Annotated in this window: 15 protein-coding genes and 2 pseudogenes; 12 read left to right on the forward strand and 5 right to left on the reverse strand. The window is 61.1% G+C overall.

Annotated features, from left to right (window positions below):
- The first annotated feature begins 113 nt into the window (after nucleotides 1-113).
- From BHD07_RS05520 to BHD07_RS05530, 3 genes are all read left to right on the forward strand, one after another.
- Complete coding sequence (locus tag BHD07_RS05520; protein ID WP_338278304.1) at nucleotides 114-1,337, forward strand: helix-turn-helix domain-containing protein; 1,224 nt, start codon at nucleotides 114-116, stop codon at nucleotides 1,335-1,337.
- A 34-nt stretch (nucleotides 1,338-1,371) separates the two neighbouring features.
- A complete protein-coding gene (locus BHD07_RS05525) occupies nucleotides 1,372-2,016 on the forward strand; it encodes a Vgb family protein (protein WP_275596718.1) in 645 nt (214 codons plus the stop codon).
- A gap of 270 nt (nucleotides 2,017-2,286) precedes the next feature.
- Nucleotides 2,287-2,655: a DUF1236 domain-containing protein gene (locus BHD07_RS05530; RefSeq protein ID WP_100669463.1), complete on the forward strand. Its 369-nt coding sequence runs from the start codon at nucleotides 2,287-2,289 to the stop codon at nucleotides 2,653-2,655.
- Nucleotides 2,656-2,667: 12 nt separating this feature from the next.
- Here the strand turns inward: BHD07_RS05530 and BHD07_RS05535 are convergent, their stop codons facing one another.
- From BHD07_RS05535 to BHD07_RS05545, 3 genes and pseudogenes are all read right to left on the reverse strand, one after another.
- The gene (locus tag BHD07_RS05535) at nucleotides 2,668-2,850 is read right to left on the reverse strand and encodes a hypothetical protein (protein ID WP_275596717.1); all 183 of its coding nucleotides are present in this window, start codon (nucleotides 2,848-2,850) and stop codon (nucleotides 2,668-2,670) included.
- A 171-nt stretch (nucleotides 2,851-3,021) separates the two neighbouring features.
- The gene (chrA, locus tag BHD07_RS05540; RefSeq protein WP_275596716.1) at nucleotides 3,022-4,443 is read right to left on the reverse strand and encodes a chromate efflux transporter; all 1,422 of its coding nucleotides are present in this window, start codon (nucleotides 4,441-4,443) and stop codon (nucleotides 3,022-3,024) included.
- Between the two features lies 1 nt (nucleotide 4,444).
- Nucleotides 4,445-4,636, reverse strand: a pseudogene (locus BHD07_RS05545) (chromate resistance protein ChrB domain-containing protein); the annotation flags it as partial.
- 4 nt (nucleotides 4,637-4,640) lie between these two features.
- On the opposite strand from BHD07_RS05545, the pseudogene BHD07_RS05550 reads away from it, so the two are divergent.
- The 3 genes and pseudogenes from BHD07_RS05550 to BHD07_RS05560 form a co-directional block, all read left to right on the forward strand.
- Nucleotides 4,641-4,742 (forward strand): annotated as a pseudogene (locus BHD07_RS05550) (LysR family transcriptional regulator); the annotation flags it as partial.
- 204 nt (nucleotides 4,743-4,946) lie between these two features.
- The gene (locus tag BHD07_RS05555; RefSeq protein WP_338278310.1) at nucleotides 4,947-6,455 is read left to right on the forward strand and encodes an ATPase domain-containing protein; all 1,509 of its coding nucleotides are present in this window, start codon (nucleotides 4,947-4,949) and stop codon (nucleotides 6,453-6,455) included.
- The gene (locus tag BHD07_RS05560; protein ID WP_338279323.1) at nucleotides 6,439-8,484 is read left to right on the forward strand and encodes an ATP-binding protein; all 2,046 of its coding nucleotides are present in this window, start codon (nucleotides 6,439-6,441) and stop codon (nucleotides 8,482-8,484) included. The genes BHD07_RS05555 and BHD07_RS05560 overlap by 17 nt, the downstream gene beginning before the upstream one ends.
- Before the next feature lie 190 nt (nucleotides 8,485-8,674).
- On the opposite strand, the gene BHD07_RS05565 is transcribed toward BHD07_RS05560, so the two are convergent.
- Complete coding sequence (locus BHD07_RS05565) at nucleotides 8,675-9,259, reverse strand: helix-turn-helix domain-containing protein (protein ID WP_338278312.1); 585 nt, start codon at nucleotides 9,257-9,259, stop codon at nucleotides 8,675-8,677.
- 161 nt (nucleotides 9,260-9,420) lie between these two features.
- Between BHD07_RS05565 and BHD07_RS05570 the strand changes: the two genes are divergently transcribed.
- The 4 genes from BHD07_RS05570 to BHD07_RS05585 are packed head-to-tail and all read left to right on the forward strand — an operon-like array spanning nucleotide 9,421 to nucleotide 11,213.
- On the forward strand, nucleotides 9,421-9,906 hold the full coding sequence (locus tag BHD07_RS05570; RefSeq protein ID WP_338278314.1) for a fasciclin domain-containing protein: 486 nt from the start codon (nucleotides 9,421-9,423) through the stop codon (nucleotides 9,904-9,906).
- A gap of 29 nt (nucleotides 9,907-9,935) precedes the next feature.
- The gene (locus tag BHD07_RS05575) at nucleotides 9,936-10,160 is read left to right on the forward strand and encodes a DUF378 domain-containing protein (protein WP_338278317.1); all 225 of its coding nucleotides are present in this window, start codon (nucleotides 9,936-9,938) and stop codon (nucleotides 10,158-10,160) included.
- A gap of 58 nt (nucleotides 10,161-10,218) precedes the next feature.
- Nucleotides 10,219-10,707, forward strand: a complete 489-nt coding sequence (locus BHD07_RS05580) for a TspO/MBR family protein (protein WP_338279325.1) — start codon at nucleotides 10,219-10,221, stop codon at nucleotides 10,705-10,707.
- On the forward strand, nucleotides 10,704-11,213 hold the full coding sequence (locus BHD07_RS05585; RefSeq protein WP_324762975.1) for a hypothetical protein: 510 nt from the start codon (nucleotides 10,704-10,706) through the stop codon (nucleotides 11,211-11,213). Before BHD07_RS05580 ends, BHD07_RS05585 begins: the two co-directional genes overlap by 4 nt.
- Before the next feature lie 694 nt (nucleotides 11,214-11,907).
- Here BHD07_RS05585 and BHD07_RS05590 read toward each other — a convergent pair.
- Nucleotides 11,908-12,819: an AraC family transcriptional regulator gene (locus BHD07_RS05590; protein WP_324762977.1), complete on the reverse strand. Its 912-nt coding sequence runs from the start codon at nucleotides 12,817-12,819 to the stop codon at nucleotides 11,908-11,910.
- A 93-nt stretch (nucleotides 12,820-12,912) separates the two neighbouring features.
- Here BHD07_RS05590 and BHD07_RS05595 point away from each other — a divergent pair, with 93 nt between their 5' ends.
- Nucleotides 12,913-13,740 carry an oxidoreductase gene (locus BHD07_RS05595; protein WP_324762978.1) on the forward strand — a complete coding sequence of 276 codons (828 nt, stop codon included), beginning with the start codon at nucleotides 12,913-12,915 and terminating at the stop codon, nucleotides 13,738-13,740.
- A 55-nt stretch (nucleotides 13,741-13,795) separates the two neighbouring features.
- Nucleotides 13,796-14,386, forward strand: coding sequence for a TetR/AcrR family transcriptional regulator (locus tag BHD07_RS05600; RefSeq protein ID WP_100669451.1), 591 nt, complete (start codon nucleotides 13,796-13,798; stop codon nucleotides 14,384-14,386).
- Nucleotides 14,387-14,439 lie beyond the last annotated feature (53 nt).

Consider the following 14,439-nt stretch of genomic DNA (forward strand, 5'->3'; position numbering starts at 1 on the left):
TCCTTTGGCCATTTGTCGTCGTACATTGCCCGGGGGCGGGCTGCTCGACCGACAGGAACCCAGACTAGGGCCGGAGATCGAATGGTGAGAGTGACAAGTGTGACGGGATTTCGATGGACTCGCTGATCACCGCTGCGGCACGGGCGCTCGCGGCCGGCGATCTCCTCGGCGTACTGAACCGCGTGGCTTTGCGCGACGACGCGCATGCGCTCGCGCTTCGGGGCATTGCGATGGCGCAGCTCGGAGATTTCGGCCGGGCGAAGACTCTTCTCAGAAGCGCTGCGCATGCCTTCGGCCAGAGACAGGCGGTGGCGCGCGCGCGCTGCATCGTCGCCGAGGCCGAGATTGCGCTCGTCTCGCGGGATCTCGGCTGGCCCACGAAAACGCTCGAAGCGGCGAGGTCGACGCTCGAAGCGCATGGCGATCACGTCAATGCAGCGCATGCGCGCAATCTCGAGGCCCGGCGCCTGCTTCTCATCGGCCGCCTGGACGAGGCAGAACGCGCGCTTGCAGAGCTGGACTCCGGCATGACGCTCCCCCCGGCGACGCGGGCGGCCCGCGAACTCGTCGTCGCCGGCATCGCCATACGGCGTCTGCAGGCGAAAGCCGCGCGGATAGCGCTCGCCCGAGCCGAACGCGCCGCGCGCGAAGCCAATATCCCGGCACTGACGGCCGAGGTCGAAAGCGCATCGCTCGTGCTCGATGCGCCCGTCGCGCGCCTGATCGGCAGCGGTGGCGAGCGCTCTCTCCTCATCGAGGAAGTGGAAACGCTGCTCGCGTCGGGAGCGCTCGTGGTGGATGCCTGCCGCAATGTGGTGCGGGACGAAAGGCTGGTCGTCTCGCTCGCCACGCGCCCGGTGCTCTTCGCGCTTGCCCGCGCGCTCGGCGAAGCCTGGCCGGCAGACGTGCCGAGAGCCACGCTCCTCGCACGCGCCTTCCGGGCGAGACATGCGGACGAATCGCACCGCGCCCGGTTGCGCGTGGAGATCGGACGGCTCCGCACGGAACTTCGTGCGCTGGCGCAGGTGTGGGCGACGAAACAGGGCTTTGTGCTTTCGCCGCGCCGCGCGGGCGAGGTCGTCGTGTTGACGCCACCGGTAGAAGAGCAGCATGCGGGGGTCCTTGCCCTGCTGGCCGACGGAGAGTCGTGGTCGAGCTCGGCACTGGCGATTGCGCTCGGGGCGAGCCCGCGCACCGTGCAGCGCGCACTCGAGCAGCTTGCGTCGGCCGGCAAGGTACAGTCCTTCGGCCGCGGACGGGCGCTTCGCTGGATGACCCCGCCCGTCCCGGGCTTCCCGACAGTCTTGTTACTCCCGGGCCCGCTACCGAGCGACTAGGATGCGAGGCACCTACAGCGACGAGGATGGAAAAATGAAACGATCGAAAGCCGAAATTCTCCAGGAGTACGGACCTTTCCCGAATACCGAGCAGGTGGCCGGCGTCACCTTCGACGGCAGGCACGTCTGGTTCGCGTCCGGCGACAGGCTGAACGCCCTGGATCCGGAGAGCGGCAAGACGGTGCGCTCGATCGATGTCGCCGCACATGCGGGAACGGCCTACGACGGTCGGCATCTGTTCCAGATTGCGGAAGATCGTATCCAGAAGATCGATCCGGAGACCGGCCGCGTGCTTGCCACCATTCCGGCGCCTGCCGAGGGCGGCGATTCAGGCCTGGCCTGGGCGGAAGGAACGCTTTGGGTGGGCCATTATCGAGGGCGAAAGATCCACCAGGTGGATCCCGACACCGGGAAGATTCTCCGCACCATCGAATCCAACCGGGTCGTCACCGGCGTCACCTGGGTCGATGGCGAGCTCTGGCATGCCACATGGGAAGGCGACGAGAGCGACTTGAGACGCCTTGACCCGGAAACGGGAGAAGTCCTCGAAACGCTCGAAATGCCCCCGGGTGCAGGCGTTTCCGGCCTTGAATCCGATGGCGGCGATCGCTTTTTCTGTGGCGGAGGAAGCAGCGGGAAGGTGAGGGCCGTGCGCAGGCCAAGCCGGGTTTCCGCATAGAGGGTCACGGAGATGGGCGGCAATGAAGGTCCCAGAGCGTTTAGAAGGGACAATCGCGTTGACTCTGGGACCTTCAGACGACGTGGACGGCTGACGAGGATGCCGCGTGGTCGTCTCAGAGCGATATGCGTCACAAGGAGCAGCGTGCAATGGTTCTAGGACCTTTAACCTTCCCGTGTAGGACCAAGGTCCGATACCGCCAACACGCCGGAACAAAGCTCGCGGCAGGCGATTCTTCACGAGAAGGGATTCGTAGCTGGAGTAGCTCTCATGACAATTGTCCTCGTCAAGAGCTCCGTTGCATTGGGTGTTGCGGTTTTCTTGACCGCGGCTCCTGTCCAAGCGCAAAGCACAAACGAAATCGGCGCTGCCGGTACGACGGTGGTCGCTGCCGCAGGACCCGTCGAGGGTGCAGCGATCGACCCACCGCCGCCAGGCGTGACGCAATACGTCGAACTGCAGCCGCTTCCGCAACGGCCGCTTGTGCTGCAGGAGCAGATATCCGTTGGCAAGCCGGTGCCTGAAACAGTCTTTCTCAATACGGTTCCGGCCGACAGGCGCTATGGCTTTGCGGTGGTCAACGAGAAGCGCGTCATCGCGGATGTGAAGAGCCGCACCGTCGTGCAGGTGGTCAAATAGGCGCGGCGAGCGCTAGAGCGCCCCGCCGGTGACCGGGTTCACTTCGGGTTTCTCACTCGTGTCCTTTGCCCCGGGAGGCTGGACCGTTGGTGGTGCGATCGACTCCTCGTCCCGGTGCTTCTTTCGGTTTGCCGGCTGACGAATATCGGCTGGTTCAGACTGTTCTGGGGTCGCATTGGTATCCTTGGTACTCATCGTCTTCTCCTTTCGGCAGAATGAAAACGGGCCAGCCGCGGCGGGGTTCCTGATGCCGGGCGCCTGGGTACGGCGATTATAGCGACGTCTTCGAGGAAGCGGTCGGCTCAGTATTCCTCAGGTGGTTTGCAATTTCGGAACTGCAGCACGAGCAGCACGTCATAGTTCGCGTTACAGGAGCTGGATCCACTCCATGAACAATCCATAGACAAGGCCGATGAGGGAGCAGCCGGCTAAGACTGTCAGCATGCCGATTTTGAACCGGAACACCGCGACCATCGCGCCGACGGTCAGAAGGAGAGAGGCCAGGTTCACGGAACTCAAAACCGGCACATCGACCGTCATGCCGAATCCGCGCGCTTCATAGAGTTCGCGAAAGAGCACGTGCAGCGCGAACCAGACCGCCAGATTCAGGATGACCCCGACGACCGCCGCGGTGATTGCCGCCAGCGCGGCGGACAGCGCCCTGTTGCTGCGCATCGTTTCCATGAACGGCGCGCCGAGGAAAATCCAGAGAAAGCAGGGCACGAAAGTCACCCAGGTCGTGAGCAGCGCGCCCAGCGTGCCAGCGAGCAACGGATGAAACAGACCGGGGTCGCGGTAGGCGCCCATGAAGCCCACGAACTGGGTGACCATGATCAACGGGCCTGGCGTTGTCTCAGCCATGCCGAGGCCGTCCAACATCTCGCCGGGCTTCAGCCAATGATAGTGCTCGACGGCTTGTTGAGCGACATAGGAGAGAACCGCATAGGCGCCGCCAAAGGTGACCATCGCCATCTTCGAAAAGAAGATCGAGATGTCGGTAAAGACATTGCCTGGGCCAAAAAACGCGGCAAGTGCAAGCACCGGAGCGAACCACAAAAAGAGAGCGACACCGGCAACCTTGATCGACCAACTAATTGGGGGGCGTGCATGGGGCGGAATCTCTTCGCCAAGCGCGGTCTCGATATCAGCGACTTGCCTGCTGCCGACTTTTCCGTGTCCGTTGCCCGCCTGAAAGGCAGCCCAGCCGGCTCTACCGCCGACAAAGCCGATGAGACCCGCAGCGAGGACGACCAGTGGGAAGGGGGCGCGGAACAGGAAAAGCGCGATGAATGCCCCGGCAGCAAGCGCTACCATGGCGCTGTTCCTGAGCGCCCGACGGCCGATACGAAGAACCGCTTCGAGCACGATCGCCAGAACCGCGGCTTTCAATCCGAAGAACAGCGCCTGAACGGCGCCGACATTTCCGAAGAGGGCGTAGATCCAGCTCAGCACCATGATGGCAACGGCGCCGGGGAGCACGAATAGGGCCCCTGCAACCAGACCACCCTTGGTCTTGTGCATGAGCCAGCCGATATAAATCGCAAGCTGCTGCGCCTCCGGCCCTGGCAATAGAGTGCAATAGTTCAGCGCATGCAGAAATCGGGTCTCGCCGATCCAGCGCTTCTCCTCGACAATGATGCGATGCATCATCGCAATCTGCCCGGCTGGGCCACCGAAGCTCAAAGCCGCCACGCGTGCCCAGACCCGGAGCGCCTCGCCAAAGGAAATACCGTGGCTCAAAGACTGACCTTGAGCGGATGTGGTCGTGTTCTTCGCAGTTTCGGTCAATTCACGCTCCCTTCTTCGGCGACAGCCATTGTGTATCTCATCAGTCGCGTCACGGCACCACGATAGAAGGCGTCGTACGGAAGTAAGCCTGCCTCAACTTGTTCATTGTCGCCCGCGTTCATGCGCGACAGCCCCAGCGAGCGGCGAGAAGGCCCGGTGCTTGCGGAGAAAGATCGAGGCGAGCCGCGTCGGCGCCGGATTACCCTGACATCAAGGTGGAGCTCTACAGCGACAACGGGATGCGCAACATCGTGGAGAAGCGCTTCGATGCCGGCGTTCGTTTGGGAGAGAGCGTAGACCCGCCAAGGACCTGCTGCGGCGTCACTTCACCTGCTGCCACTCTCGAACCGACCGCTCTGCCTCAGGCTCAACGGACGCTCACAACCGCTCGCCGCCCCGGCTGAGTTTGGCTGCGATGGCGGAACGAATCTCCTGGCTTCAACGTCTTCCCCTCTAGGAAACCAGCGCGTTTACTCTACTTCATAGGCCGCCATGGAGGATGTATGACAGACAGTTCAAGTGCAAAAGCGAAGACCGGGGTGGAGGGCCTCGACGACATTCTGTCCGGCGGGCTCTCACGCCGCCACGTCTTCCTGCTCGAAGGGGCTCCCGGTTCGGGGAAGACGACGGTCGCATTGCAGTTCCTCCTCGAAGGCGCCAGCATTGGCGAGCGCTGTCTCTACATTACGCTTTCGGAAACCGAGGAGGAACTGCGCGACAGTGCCCTCTCGCATGGGAAGGACATCGGCGATCAGGTCGAGATTTTCGAGCTCGTTCCACCGGAAAGCCTTCTTGATGCCGACCAGCAGCAAAGCCTCCTGTACTCCTCCGACCTGGAGCTCGGGGAGACTACAAAGCTTATCTTCGAAGCCTTCGAGCGGGTGAAGCCCCATCGGGTGGTGATCGACAGCCTCTCGGAAATCCGGCTGCTGGCCCAGAGTTCGCTGCGCTACCGCCGCCAGATCCTTGCGCTGAAGCACTTTTTCTCGCGCTCGGACGCAACAGTTCTGCTTCTCGACGACATGACCTCCGACGCCATGGACAAGACTGTCCATAGCGTGGTGCATGGTGTCATCCACCTTGAGCAGCTTGCTCCGGACTACGGGTCTGAGCGTCGCCGGTTGCGGGTTCTCAAATATCGGGGGCAGGCGTTCCGCGGTGGCTATCATGACTTCATCATCAAGACCGGCGGCGTGGCGGTCTTCCCGCGGCTGCGCGCCTCGGAGCACAGGTCGGGCTTTCAGCGGACCGTACTGGCGAGCGGCATCAGTGAATTCGACGATCTCCTCGGCGGCGGTATCGCACGCGGCTCCAGCACCTTGCTGATCGGCCCTGCCGGCACCGGCAAGAGCCTGTTTGCACTTCAGTTCGTAGAGGCTGCGATCCGGCGCGGCGAGCGGGCGGCGATCTTCGTCTTCGACGAGGAACTGGGGCTGCTGTTTGCCCGCACGAAGGAGATGGGGCTCGACCTGGAGGCCCTGCGCGAGGAGGGCCTGATCCACATCGAACAGCTCGACGCCGCCGAACTGTCACCCGGCGAGTTCGCACAGCGCGTAAGGGACAGGGTAGCCAGTTTCGACGCCAAGACAGTCGTCATTGACAGCATCAACGGCTATCAGGCTGCGATGCCTGAGGAGAATGCACTTATCCTGCACATGCATGAGCTGCTGCAATATTTGAACAGGCAGGGTGCCAACACCTTCATCACCGTCGCGCAGCACGGCCTCGTCGGCGACATGAAGTCGCCGGTGGACGTGACGTACCTTGCAGATACAGTCATCCTGCTGCGCTACTTCGAGGCGGAGGGTCGGGTTCGCCGGGCAATCTCGGTGATCAAGAAGCGCACCGGACAACACGAGGATACGATCCGCGAATACAAGATCGGAACAAAGGGGTTGACGCTCGGCGAACCCCTTTCCGGGTTCCAGGGAGTCCTGCGTGGTGTTCCTGTTTTCGTGGGAGACCGACAGCCCCTTTTGCAAACACTTGACGAGGATGGCACCCATTCCTGAGCGAGATGTGTTTGGCCTGATCCACGCCCCGCTGGGCCGCGACGGGCAGATTGCGGCGGCGTTGCTGCAGGAAGCGGGCTTGGTTGCGAAAATTGCCTCGACCCTGGACGCGCTGGTGGCGGACTTGAACGAGAACGCCGCCTTCGCCGTGATGACGGAAGAGGCGTTGCGGTCGGTCGACCTGCGTCCGCTTGTCTCGTGGATCGAGACGCAGCCGAGTTGGTCCGACCTTCCCTTCATTATACTCACCACGCGCGGCGGCGGTCCTGAGCGAAACCCAGCCGCCGCCCGACTATCGGAAGTCCTCGGCAATGTCAGTTTCGTCGAGCGGCCCTTCCACCCGACGACATTCATCAGCGTCGCGCGTTCCGCGATGCGCGCGCGACGCCGGCAATACGAGGCGAGTGCCCGTATGGAGGCACTGGACGAAGGGGAACGCCGCCTTCAAACGGCGCTGCAGGCCGGCCGCCTCGGGGCCTGGGAACTCGATCTCGCCACAAACGGCTTGACCACCTCGCCCACCTGCAGGGAAATCTTCGGCCGCGCGCCGGAGGACGGCTTCACCTACGAGGACTTGCTGCAAGCGATCCACCCGGATGACCTGGCACGCATGACGGAGGCGGTGCGCAACACGATTGAAACGGGGGCCGACTACGCCATCGCCTACCGGACTGTCTGGCCTGACGGCTCTGTGCACGGCGCTGAAATCCGCGCGCAACTTCACCGGGACCGCACCGGGCGGCCGATCAAGCTGGTCGGGGTCTCAGCCGACATAACCGAGCGCCTGCAGGCCGAAGAACAGCAGCGGCATCTCAACGAGATGCTCGAGGAACGCGTGGCGGAGCGGACGCGCGAGCTGCAAGAGGCGCACAGACTCGTGCTGGCGGAGGTCAGTCAGCGGGAACGGGCAGAGGAGCAGCTTCGCCACGCGCAGAAGATGGAAGCGATCGGCCAGCTCACCGGCGGAGTGGCGCACGACTTCAACAATCTCCTGATGGCGGTGCTCGGCAACCTTGAACTCATCCGAAAGCATGTTGCCGGCGATGCGAAGGCTACGCGGCTGATCGACGGAGCCTTGCAGGGCGCACAGCGCGGCGCGTCGCTCACCCAGCGGCTGCTTGCCTTCGCCCGCAGGCAGGACCTTCAGGTGGGCCCGGTAAACCTCGCCGGACTCGTGACAGAGATGGAGGATCTTTTGCAGCGCTCGGTCGGATCGCGGATCGCCATAGAGGTGGCCGTTCCGGAGCACCTCCCGCCCGTGTCGGCCGATGCCAACCAGGTGGAGCTCGCCCTCCTCAACCTGGCCGTCAATGCCCGCGACGCGATGCCGGATGGCGGAACGATCCGGATCGAGCTGAAGGAAGCGGAGCAGCCGGCGGTATCGGAATCCCTTGCACCCGGACGCTATGTCCTCCTGTCGGTTATCGACCAGGGCCAAGGCATGGACGCAGCAACTCTAGAGAAGGCGATCGAGCCGTTCTTTTCCACCAAGGAACTCGGCAAGGGTACAGGCCTTGGTCTTTCCATGGTTCACGGACTGGCCTTGCAGTTGGACGGCCGGTTGAAGCTGACAAGCGCCCTTGGTCAGGGGACCACTGCGGAACTATGGATTCCGGTGTCGACATCTGAGAGTCACGAAAAAAAGCAGGAGGTCGCGGCAGTAGGCCCTCGGAATGAAGCCGGCCCCAAGCGGATCCTTCTCGTCGACGACGACGTCCTGATTGCCATGAGTTCGGCTGACATGCTGGCTGACCTCGGCCACGAGGTCGTGGAGGCCTATTCAGGAAAGGAGGCGCTCGCCTTGATTGATGGCGGCGCCACCTTCGACCTGTTAATCACGGACTACTCGATGCCGGGCATGACGGGAGCGGAACTGGCGAAAGCGGCGCGTGACCGTATGCCGGGGTTACCCATCGTGCTGGCCTCTGGCTACGCGGACTTACCGTCGGGCGTGGAAATCGACGTGGCCAGGTTGCCAAAGCCGTATTCCCAGGACCAACTGGCTCACATGCTTGGAAAGCTATTGTAGCTTCTCGACAGTACGAACTGTCACAGGCGTGACCTTTATGGCCTGAGTCGGTGCCATGCTTGCGGCTCGCGCACCGCAACAGCTCCTTGGGATCGCCTGTCCATAGCAGACCGGCAGCTTTCGGCCTCCGTGAATCCTTATGTTGGCAATGCATGGGGATGAGTTTCTGGAGTATTCAGTCGACGGCCGCCTATGAAGAAGTCACAACGATAGCCGTTGACATTCCCTTGCCTTCACGGCGGTAACTGTGCGGAACGCTAGAGTCAAAATACATAGCGTCCCCCGTATCCAGCGCTGCCTCCTTACCATCCACATTGACTATAAGCCGACCGCTGAGCACGTAGATGAATTCGGCGCTGCCATGTTGATGCGGCTCTGACGGCGGCGCATCGACCGGAAACTCGGCGTAGAACGACTCCATGCGGCGGTCGGAAGCGGGATAGTCCAGGCTTTCGAATAGAAAGGCGGGGGTCTTTTCGCCCGGCGGGCTTGGAAGTTTGAGACGCTGCCGCTTTCGGACGACCGCGATGAGCGGCTCCTCCTTGTCGACATTGAAGAAGTGATCGAGGCCGACGCCGAAAACCATGGCGATCCGAAGCAGCGTGGGCAGCGTTGGAAACATCTGCCCCCGCTCGATCTTTGAGAGCATCGCAGGCGAGAGCCCCGTGTGCCCGGCCAACTGCACCAACCCCAGCTTCTTTCTCAGACGCAGTGCCTTGATGCGAGGGCCGATTGCGTAGCGCTGGAGCTCATTGGACAGCGTGTCAGAGAGCACGTCTCAAACTCCTTTTCATGTCGTGAAACTATCACAACGAGAATTATCTTCACAAGAGAATTTGCGTTCTTCTCACGAAAATTTGAGTAGAAAGAAAAATCGTTTGCTCCACATGAAAAGGTGCGGTGCATTTCGCACCCCCTGATCGAGAGGAGATTGCCATGAAGTTGAGAAGCCTTTTGTTCGCGGCAGCGATCACGCTCGGAAGCAGCGTCAGCGCGTTCGCCGCGGAGAAGGACGTCGTCGACACCGCCATTGCGGCGGGTCAATTCGAGACGCTGGCTGCAGCGCTCGAGGCGGCAGGTCTGGTCGCCACTCTCAAAGGGACTGGTCCGTTCACGGTCTTTGCTCCCACCGATGAAGCTTTCGCCAAGTTGCCGGCCGGTACCGTCGAAAACCTGCTGAAGCCGGAGAACAAGCAAAAGCTTACTGCCATCCTCACCTACCATGTGGTCGCGGGGAAGGTGATGGCCGCGGACGTGGCCGGTCTCGACCAAGCGAAGTCGGTAAATGGCAAAATGATCGACATCGAAGTCGAGGGCTCCACCGTAAAGGTCAACGACGCCGCCGTCACTGCTGCCGACATTGCTGCCTCGAACGGGGTCATCCACGTCATCGACGAGGTGATCATGCCGCCGGAGGGCTGACCTTTCATCCCTCGACCTGGAGAAGAACCATGAAGTTAATCAACGTTTTCACTCTCATCCTCCTGATCGTAGGTGGCCTGAACTGGGGGCTGGTCGGATTATTCAGCTTCGACCTCGTGGCCGCGATCTTTGGGGCTGGCTCGGGGCTCGCCCGGATCGTTTACATCCTGGTGGGGCTGTCGGCCGCCTGGCAGATCATCCCCCTCTTGTCTACGATGGGCTCCGGCAATTTCGCTGCCGGGCAGAACCGATAGGACTTGGAAGGGACCCGCTTTCCTCGTCGGCGGCTCCCTCCATCTTTTGCCGATGGACATGTCCTCCCTCCTTCTGCTGGCCGTCTTCGAGGTTGCGAGCTTTGCTGCGGCGGCTCCCGGCGTGATCTTCAGGCCGGGCGCCTGGTACCAGCAGCTCGACAAGCCAAGATGGCGCCCGCCCGATTGGCTGTTCGCTCCGGTCTGGACCGTTCTCTATGCATCGATCGGACTGTCGGGCTGGCTCGTACTGATTGAGGAAGGCATTGCCGGCGCAGCACTGCCTCTAGGTGTCTATGCAGTACAACTTCTGCTCAATGCCGCGTGGACGCCGATCTTTTTTGGACTTCACCGACCTGGGCTGGCCATGGTGGAGATCATCTTGCTTTGGGCCGCGATCTTCGCGACCATTATAGTGTTTTACCCCGTGAATGCGGTAGCTGCTTTGCTGCTTGCTCCTTACCTCGCCTGGGTGAGTTTTGCGGTGGCACTTAACATGTCGATCTGGCGGCGCAACCGCTCGAAGCCAATGTTGCAGGGCGCCCGATGAGAACCCGATGGATCCTCGTGAATGATCGGATGCAGCAAGGCTACCGGTACGCTCTCGTTGCACCCGTTGGCCGTGACTTTCATCCCGATTTCCAGCCAGACTTGACACCCGCCGAGATGCTTGCGCTCGGCGTGTTCGGTGGCAAATACATGACCGACTGCCGTAACGAATTCCCCAACAGCTGGTTTGCAGAGGCCCGGCTGTCGCCGCTTCGCAAAGACCCATCACTCAACTGGTTCGGTGTCGACGCCAGCCAACCGCTCAGCGTCTGGCGAGCCAAGGGATGGATACATTCCGACGATCCGCGTGGCTGGTTCCAGTGGTACTGTCGGTATCACCAAGGACGTCGCATGCCCGGCGAGGACGAGAGACAGATCGCCCGTTGGAAAGCTATTCGCCGCCATGTCGCTCAGCTTCGCCGAGCCTGCGAGCCTGGGGATTGCTGGTGCCGGCCGCGTCAGCGCCAGGCTCTGCTGCATTGGGCATATGACAGCCGTTCGATTTGACTTTTATGCCGGTGCTCAAAAACGCCCGGAGCCTCTGCATTTTTCACAAGGTGGTCACCCGCCACACGACTGGGCGACGATCATGCGATCGATGCTGTCTGTCTCGCATGGCATCTGCGGGGTGTCGCCAAATCCGATCAACGGCTTTAAATAAAAGCTTTGAAATTCCCTCTGTTTTCCCATAGCGAGCGACCGTGGATGCCACTTTTGTGCCCTGGCTTTGGGCATCAGTCAACACGGGTCTGAAGCGGAAATAATTTCCGCTTTCGGGCTGAAGTTTACGCTACCGCGGCCACCGCGCGGATGGCCGCTTCGCGCTCCATTACAGCCGTTCCGACATCCGCTGCCAGTCCCCAGGAGCGGACATCCAACTCACACGGCAGTGTTAGGAGCGTTATCGTCAAGGACGTCCTCCCGGTCGGGCTAGGTCTTCTCCCTGTTGTAACCTAGAGGTAAACCCCCAGGAGGTACCCCTGCCGATGGTGCTCTCGCACCTGCTATCCTGCCGAGCCTGTCGCTTGCTCGATACGGAAAAACCAGGGAAGTCGCAGAGGCGGTCGCCTTCCTCGCCGGCCCCGGTGCTGCCTGGGGCATTCTCGTCAACGGCGGCATCAGCGCCTGAGCATTGACATGAAGCGGAGCTCTGTGGCCTCTTGCGCCACCGGCCGGCCTGCGGAGTCCTCAGAGGCGACCGTCAAACCTGTTCTCCTAGGTGATGCTGGACCCACTTCACCTCTTCCGATGCGGTTCGCCCGAAATGCCGTTTGAAGTCGCGGCTGAATTGCGCCGGGCTGACATAGCCAACTGAAGCCGCCACCTCCGCGATTGTTCCTGTCTGGCGGGCGATCATCAGCCTTGCCTCATGGAGCCGCAGAGCTTTGACATATTGCATCGGACTTGAGCCCGTTAGGTCTTTGAAATGAACGTGGTACGAAGGGACGCTCATTCCCACGGCTTTGGCGAGATCCGCGACAGCAATTTCGCCTGCGTAATTGTCCCGTAGCCAAGCCACGCTCTCGACCAGCTTTCCCGACGTCCCTTTCCGCTGCAGGGCCGCGATCACTGCGCCACCTTGCGGGCCCGACATGACCCGGTAATGCAGTTCACGCAGGATGGAGTCTCCAAGTACGGCGACCTCGACCGGGCTTCCGAGTGCCATCAGCAAGCGCTGCAGGACGTCTTCTGTACTGCTATCCATTCTGCTGGAGTAGAGCCCCCTCGGCCTGGTGGTTACGGGATTGGCGAGTTTTTCGAGCTGCATGGCGATCTCAGCCGCCATCTGCATGTTGAACTCCAGATAGATTGCCAGCAGTGGCCGCTGTGGACTGGCCGTAGACGTCATCCGGAAGGGAACGGGCACCGAGACGGCAAGGTAGTGGTCCTCGTCGTAGAGGTAGATTTCCCCACCTAGCATGCCATGTTTGCTCCCCTGCAATACGAACACAGCGCCTGGCTTATAAAGAACGGGAATGTCGTTGAGCACCGCCTCCGTGCGCAGGATCCGCACACAATGGAGCGCTGTTTTGTTATACCCGAGGCGGGGTGCGAGTTGCCCGGCGAGTGCTATGAGCCGGTCATGTCCTGATAGCTGTTTTTCTTCATTCATAGGATTTGGCAAGAATCTGAAATAATCCGCAATCGAATTCGCTAAATTTCCAGATTATCTGTCACATCAACGGTTAATCAAGGAGTTTCAGAAATGTCGCAAAAGACCTTCTTTATCACGGGGGCGAACTCGGGCTTTGGACTGGCAATTGCCACTGCCGCAATCGAGGCTGGCCATAAGGTTGTCGGGACCGTCCGCTCTGAAGCTTCGCGCGAAGCTTTGGCAAAGAGCCTTCCGCCGCTTCACCCGGTCCTTTGCGACGTCACCTATTTCGATCGCATCCCCGCCGTGGTTCAGCAAGCGGAGGACGATCACGGTCCAGTCGATGTGCTGATCAACAATGCGGGATACGGGCACGAGGGTGTACTCGAGGAATCGCCCATCGAAGAGATGCGCCGCCAGTTCGACGTGAATGTGTTCGGCGCCGTCGCGGTGGCCAAGGCGTTTCTTCCGAGGTTCCGGGAGCGCCGCAGCGGCTTTATCGTCAACGTCACCTCGATGGGCGGCATGATCACCATGCCCGGCATCGCCTATTACTGCGGCAGCAAGTTTGCACTGCAGGGCATTTCGGAGGTCATGCGCTCGGAAATGGCGCCGTTCGGCGTCCACGTGACGACGCTTTGCCCCGGCTCGTTTCGAACAGACTGGGCAGGTCGATCCATGATCCGCACGGAACGTTCCATTGCGGATTACGATAGCCTGTTTGATCCGATCCGCGAGGCGCGTCAGGCCGTGAGCGGCAAGCAGCTCGGCAATCCGCAAAAGCTGGCCGCTGCGGTTCTGACCCTCATCGAGTCCGACAATCCCCCGCCGCAACTTCTTCTTGGCAGCGATGCGCTGAGGCATGTGACGGCACGGATTGAGCGTCTGCAACAGGAAGTCGAGGCGTGGAAAGATGTGACGGTCTCGACCGACGGCTGACGCGAGGCGATATTCTGTTCTTGACCGTCTGCCTACTAGAAGGTAGAAAGGCGGCATGAGCAATCTTTCTACGACCTCCGACGACATCCTGGCTTCCGCTCGAAATCTTCTCATGAGCGGCGGCTACAATGGCTTCAGCTACGCCGATATCTCAGAGGTGGTCGGGATTCGTAAGGCTAGTATTCACCACCATTTTCCCAGCAAGGTCGATTTGGTGCGTGAGCTGGTCAAGCGATACCGCGAAGATGGCCAGGCAACCGTGGCAGTCCTTGAGCGGAACGTTCCGGATGCATTCGACATCCTCAAGGTTTATGCAAACCACTGGGCCAAATGCATTGAGGATGCTAGCAGGCCGTACTGCGTCTGTGCGCTGCTTGCCAGCGAGCTGCCGTCTCTGCCGCCGGAGGTCGCAAAGGAGGTGACGGCATTCTTCCGCTTCATCTCTACTTGGCTGGCGACAGTGATGGAGCGTGGCTCCAGGCAAGGGACCCTCACCCTCGCCAGCGAGCCTCACGTCGAAGCCGAAGCATTTCTGGCGACGGTTTATGGGGCGATGCTGTCGGCCAGAGCCTACGGGAAACCGGAAGTATTCTCGATGATACTCGAACCTGCTCTCCATCGTCTTACGCCCACAGTCTCTCACTGATCCTGCGGTCGCTACGCTCCTCAGGCATAATCGCATCCAACGAAACTACCAAC

The organism is Sinorhizobium sp. KGO-5 (genome assembly GCF_036245905.1).
In the GTDB taxonomy this organism is placed as follows: Bacteria; Pseudomonadota; Alphaproteobacteria; order Rhizobiales; family Rhizobiaceae; genus Sinorhizobium; species Sinorhizobium meliloti_A.

Bases quoted from the DNA above. Each gene is read 5' to 3' on its own strand.
- BHD07_RS05530 (WP_100669463.1), top strand. From the start codon at position 2,287: ATGACAATTGTCCTCGTCAAGAGCTCCGTTGCATTGGGTGTTGCGGTT.
- BHD07_RS05570 (WP_338278314.1), top strand. From the start codon at position 9,421: ATGAAGTTGAGAAGCCTTTTGTTCGCGGCAGCGATCACGCTCGGAAGC.
- BHD07_RS05520 (WP_338278304.1), top strand. From the start codon at position 114: ATGGACTCGCTGATCACCGCTGCGGCACGGGCGCTCGCGGCCGGCGAT.
- BHD07_RS05535 (WP_275596717.1), bottom strand. From the start codon at position 2,850: ATGAGTACCAAGGATACCAATGCGACCCCAGAACAGTCTGAACCAGCC.
- BHD07_RS05555 (WP_338278310.1), top strand. From the start codon at position 4,947: ATGACAGACAGTTCAAGTGCAAAAGCGAAGACCGGGGTGGAGGGCCTC.
- BHD07_RS05590 (WP_324762977.1), bottom strand. From the start codon at position 12,819: ATGAATGAAGAAAAACAGCTATCAGGACATGACCGGCTCATAGCACTC.
- BHD07_RS05595 (WP_324762978.1), top strand. From the start codon at position 12,913: ATGTCGCAAAAGACCTTCTTTATCACGGGGGCGAACTCGGGCTTTGGA.
- BHD07_RS05575 (WP_338278317.1), top strand. From the start codon at position 9,936: ATGAAGTTAATCAACGTTTTCACTCTCATCCTCCTGATCGTAGGTGGC.
- BHD07_RS05560 (WP_338279323.1), top strand. From the start codon at position 6,439: ATGGCACCCATTCCTGAGCGAGATGTGTTTGGCCTGATCCACGCCCCG.
- BHD07_RS05585 (WP_324762975.1), top strand. From the start codon at position 10,704: ATGAGAACCCGATGGATCCTCGTGAATGATCGGATGCAGCAAGGCTAC.
- BHD07_RS05580 (WP_338279325.1), top strand. From the start codon at position 10,219: ATGTCCTCCCTCCTTCTGCTGGCCGTCTTCGAGGTTGCGAGCTTTGCT.
- BHD07_RS05600 (WP_100669451.1), top strand. From the start codon at position 13,796: ATGAGCAATCTTTCTACGACCTCCGACGACATCCTGGCTTCCGCTCGA.
- BHD07_RS05525 (WP_275596718.1), top strand. From the start codon at position 1,372: ATGAAACGATCGAAAGCCGAAATTCTCCAGGAGTACGGACCTTTCCCG.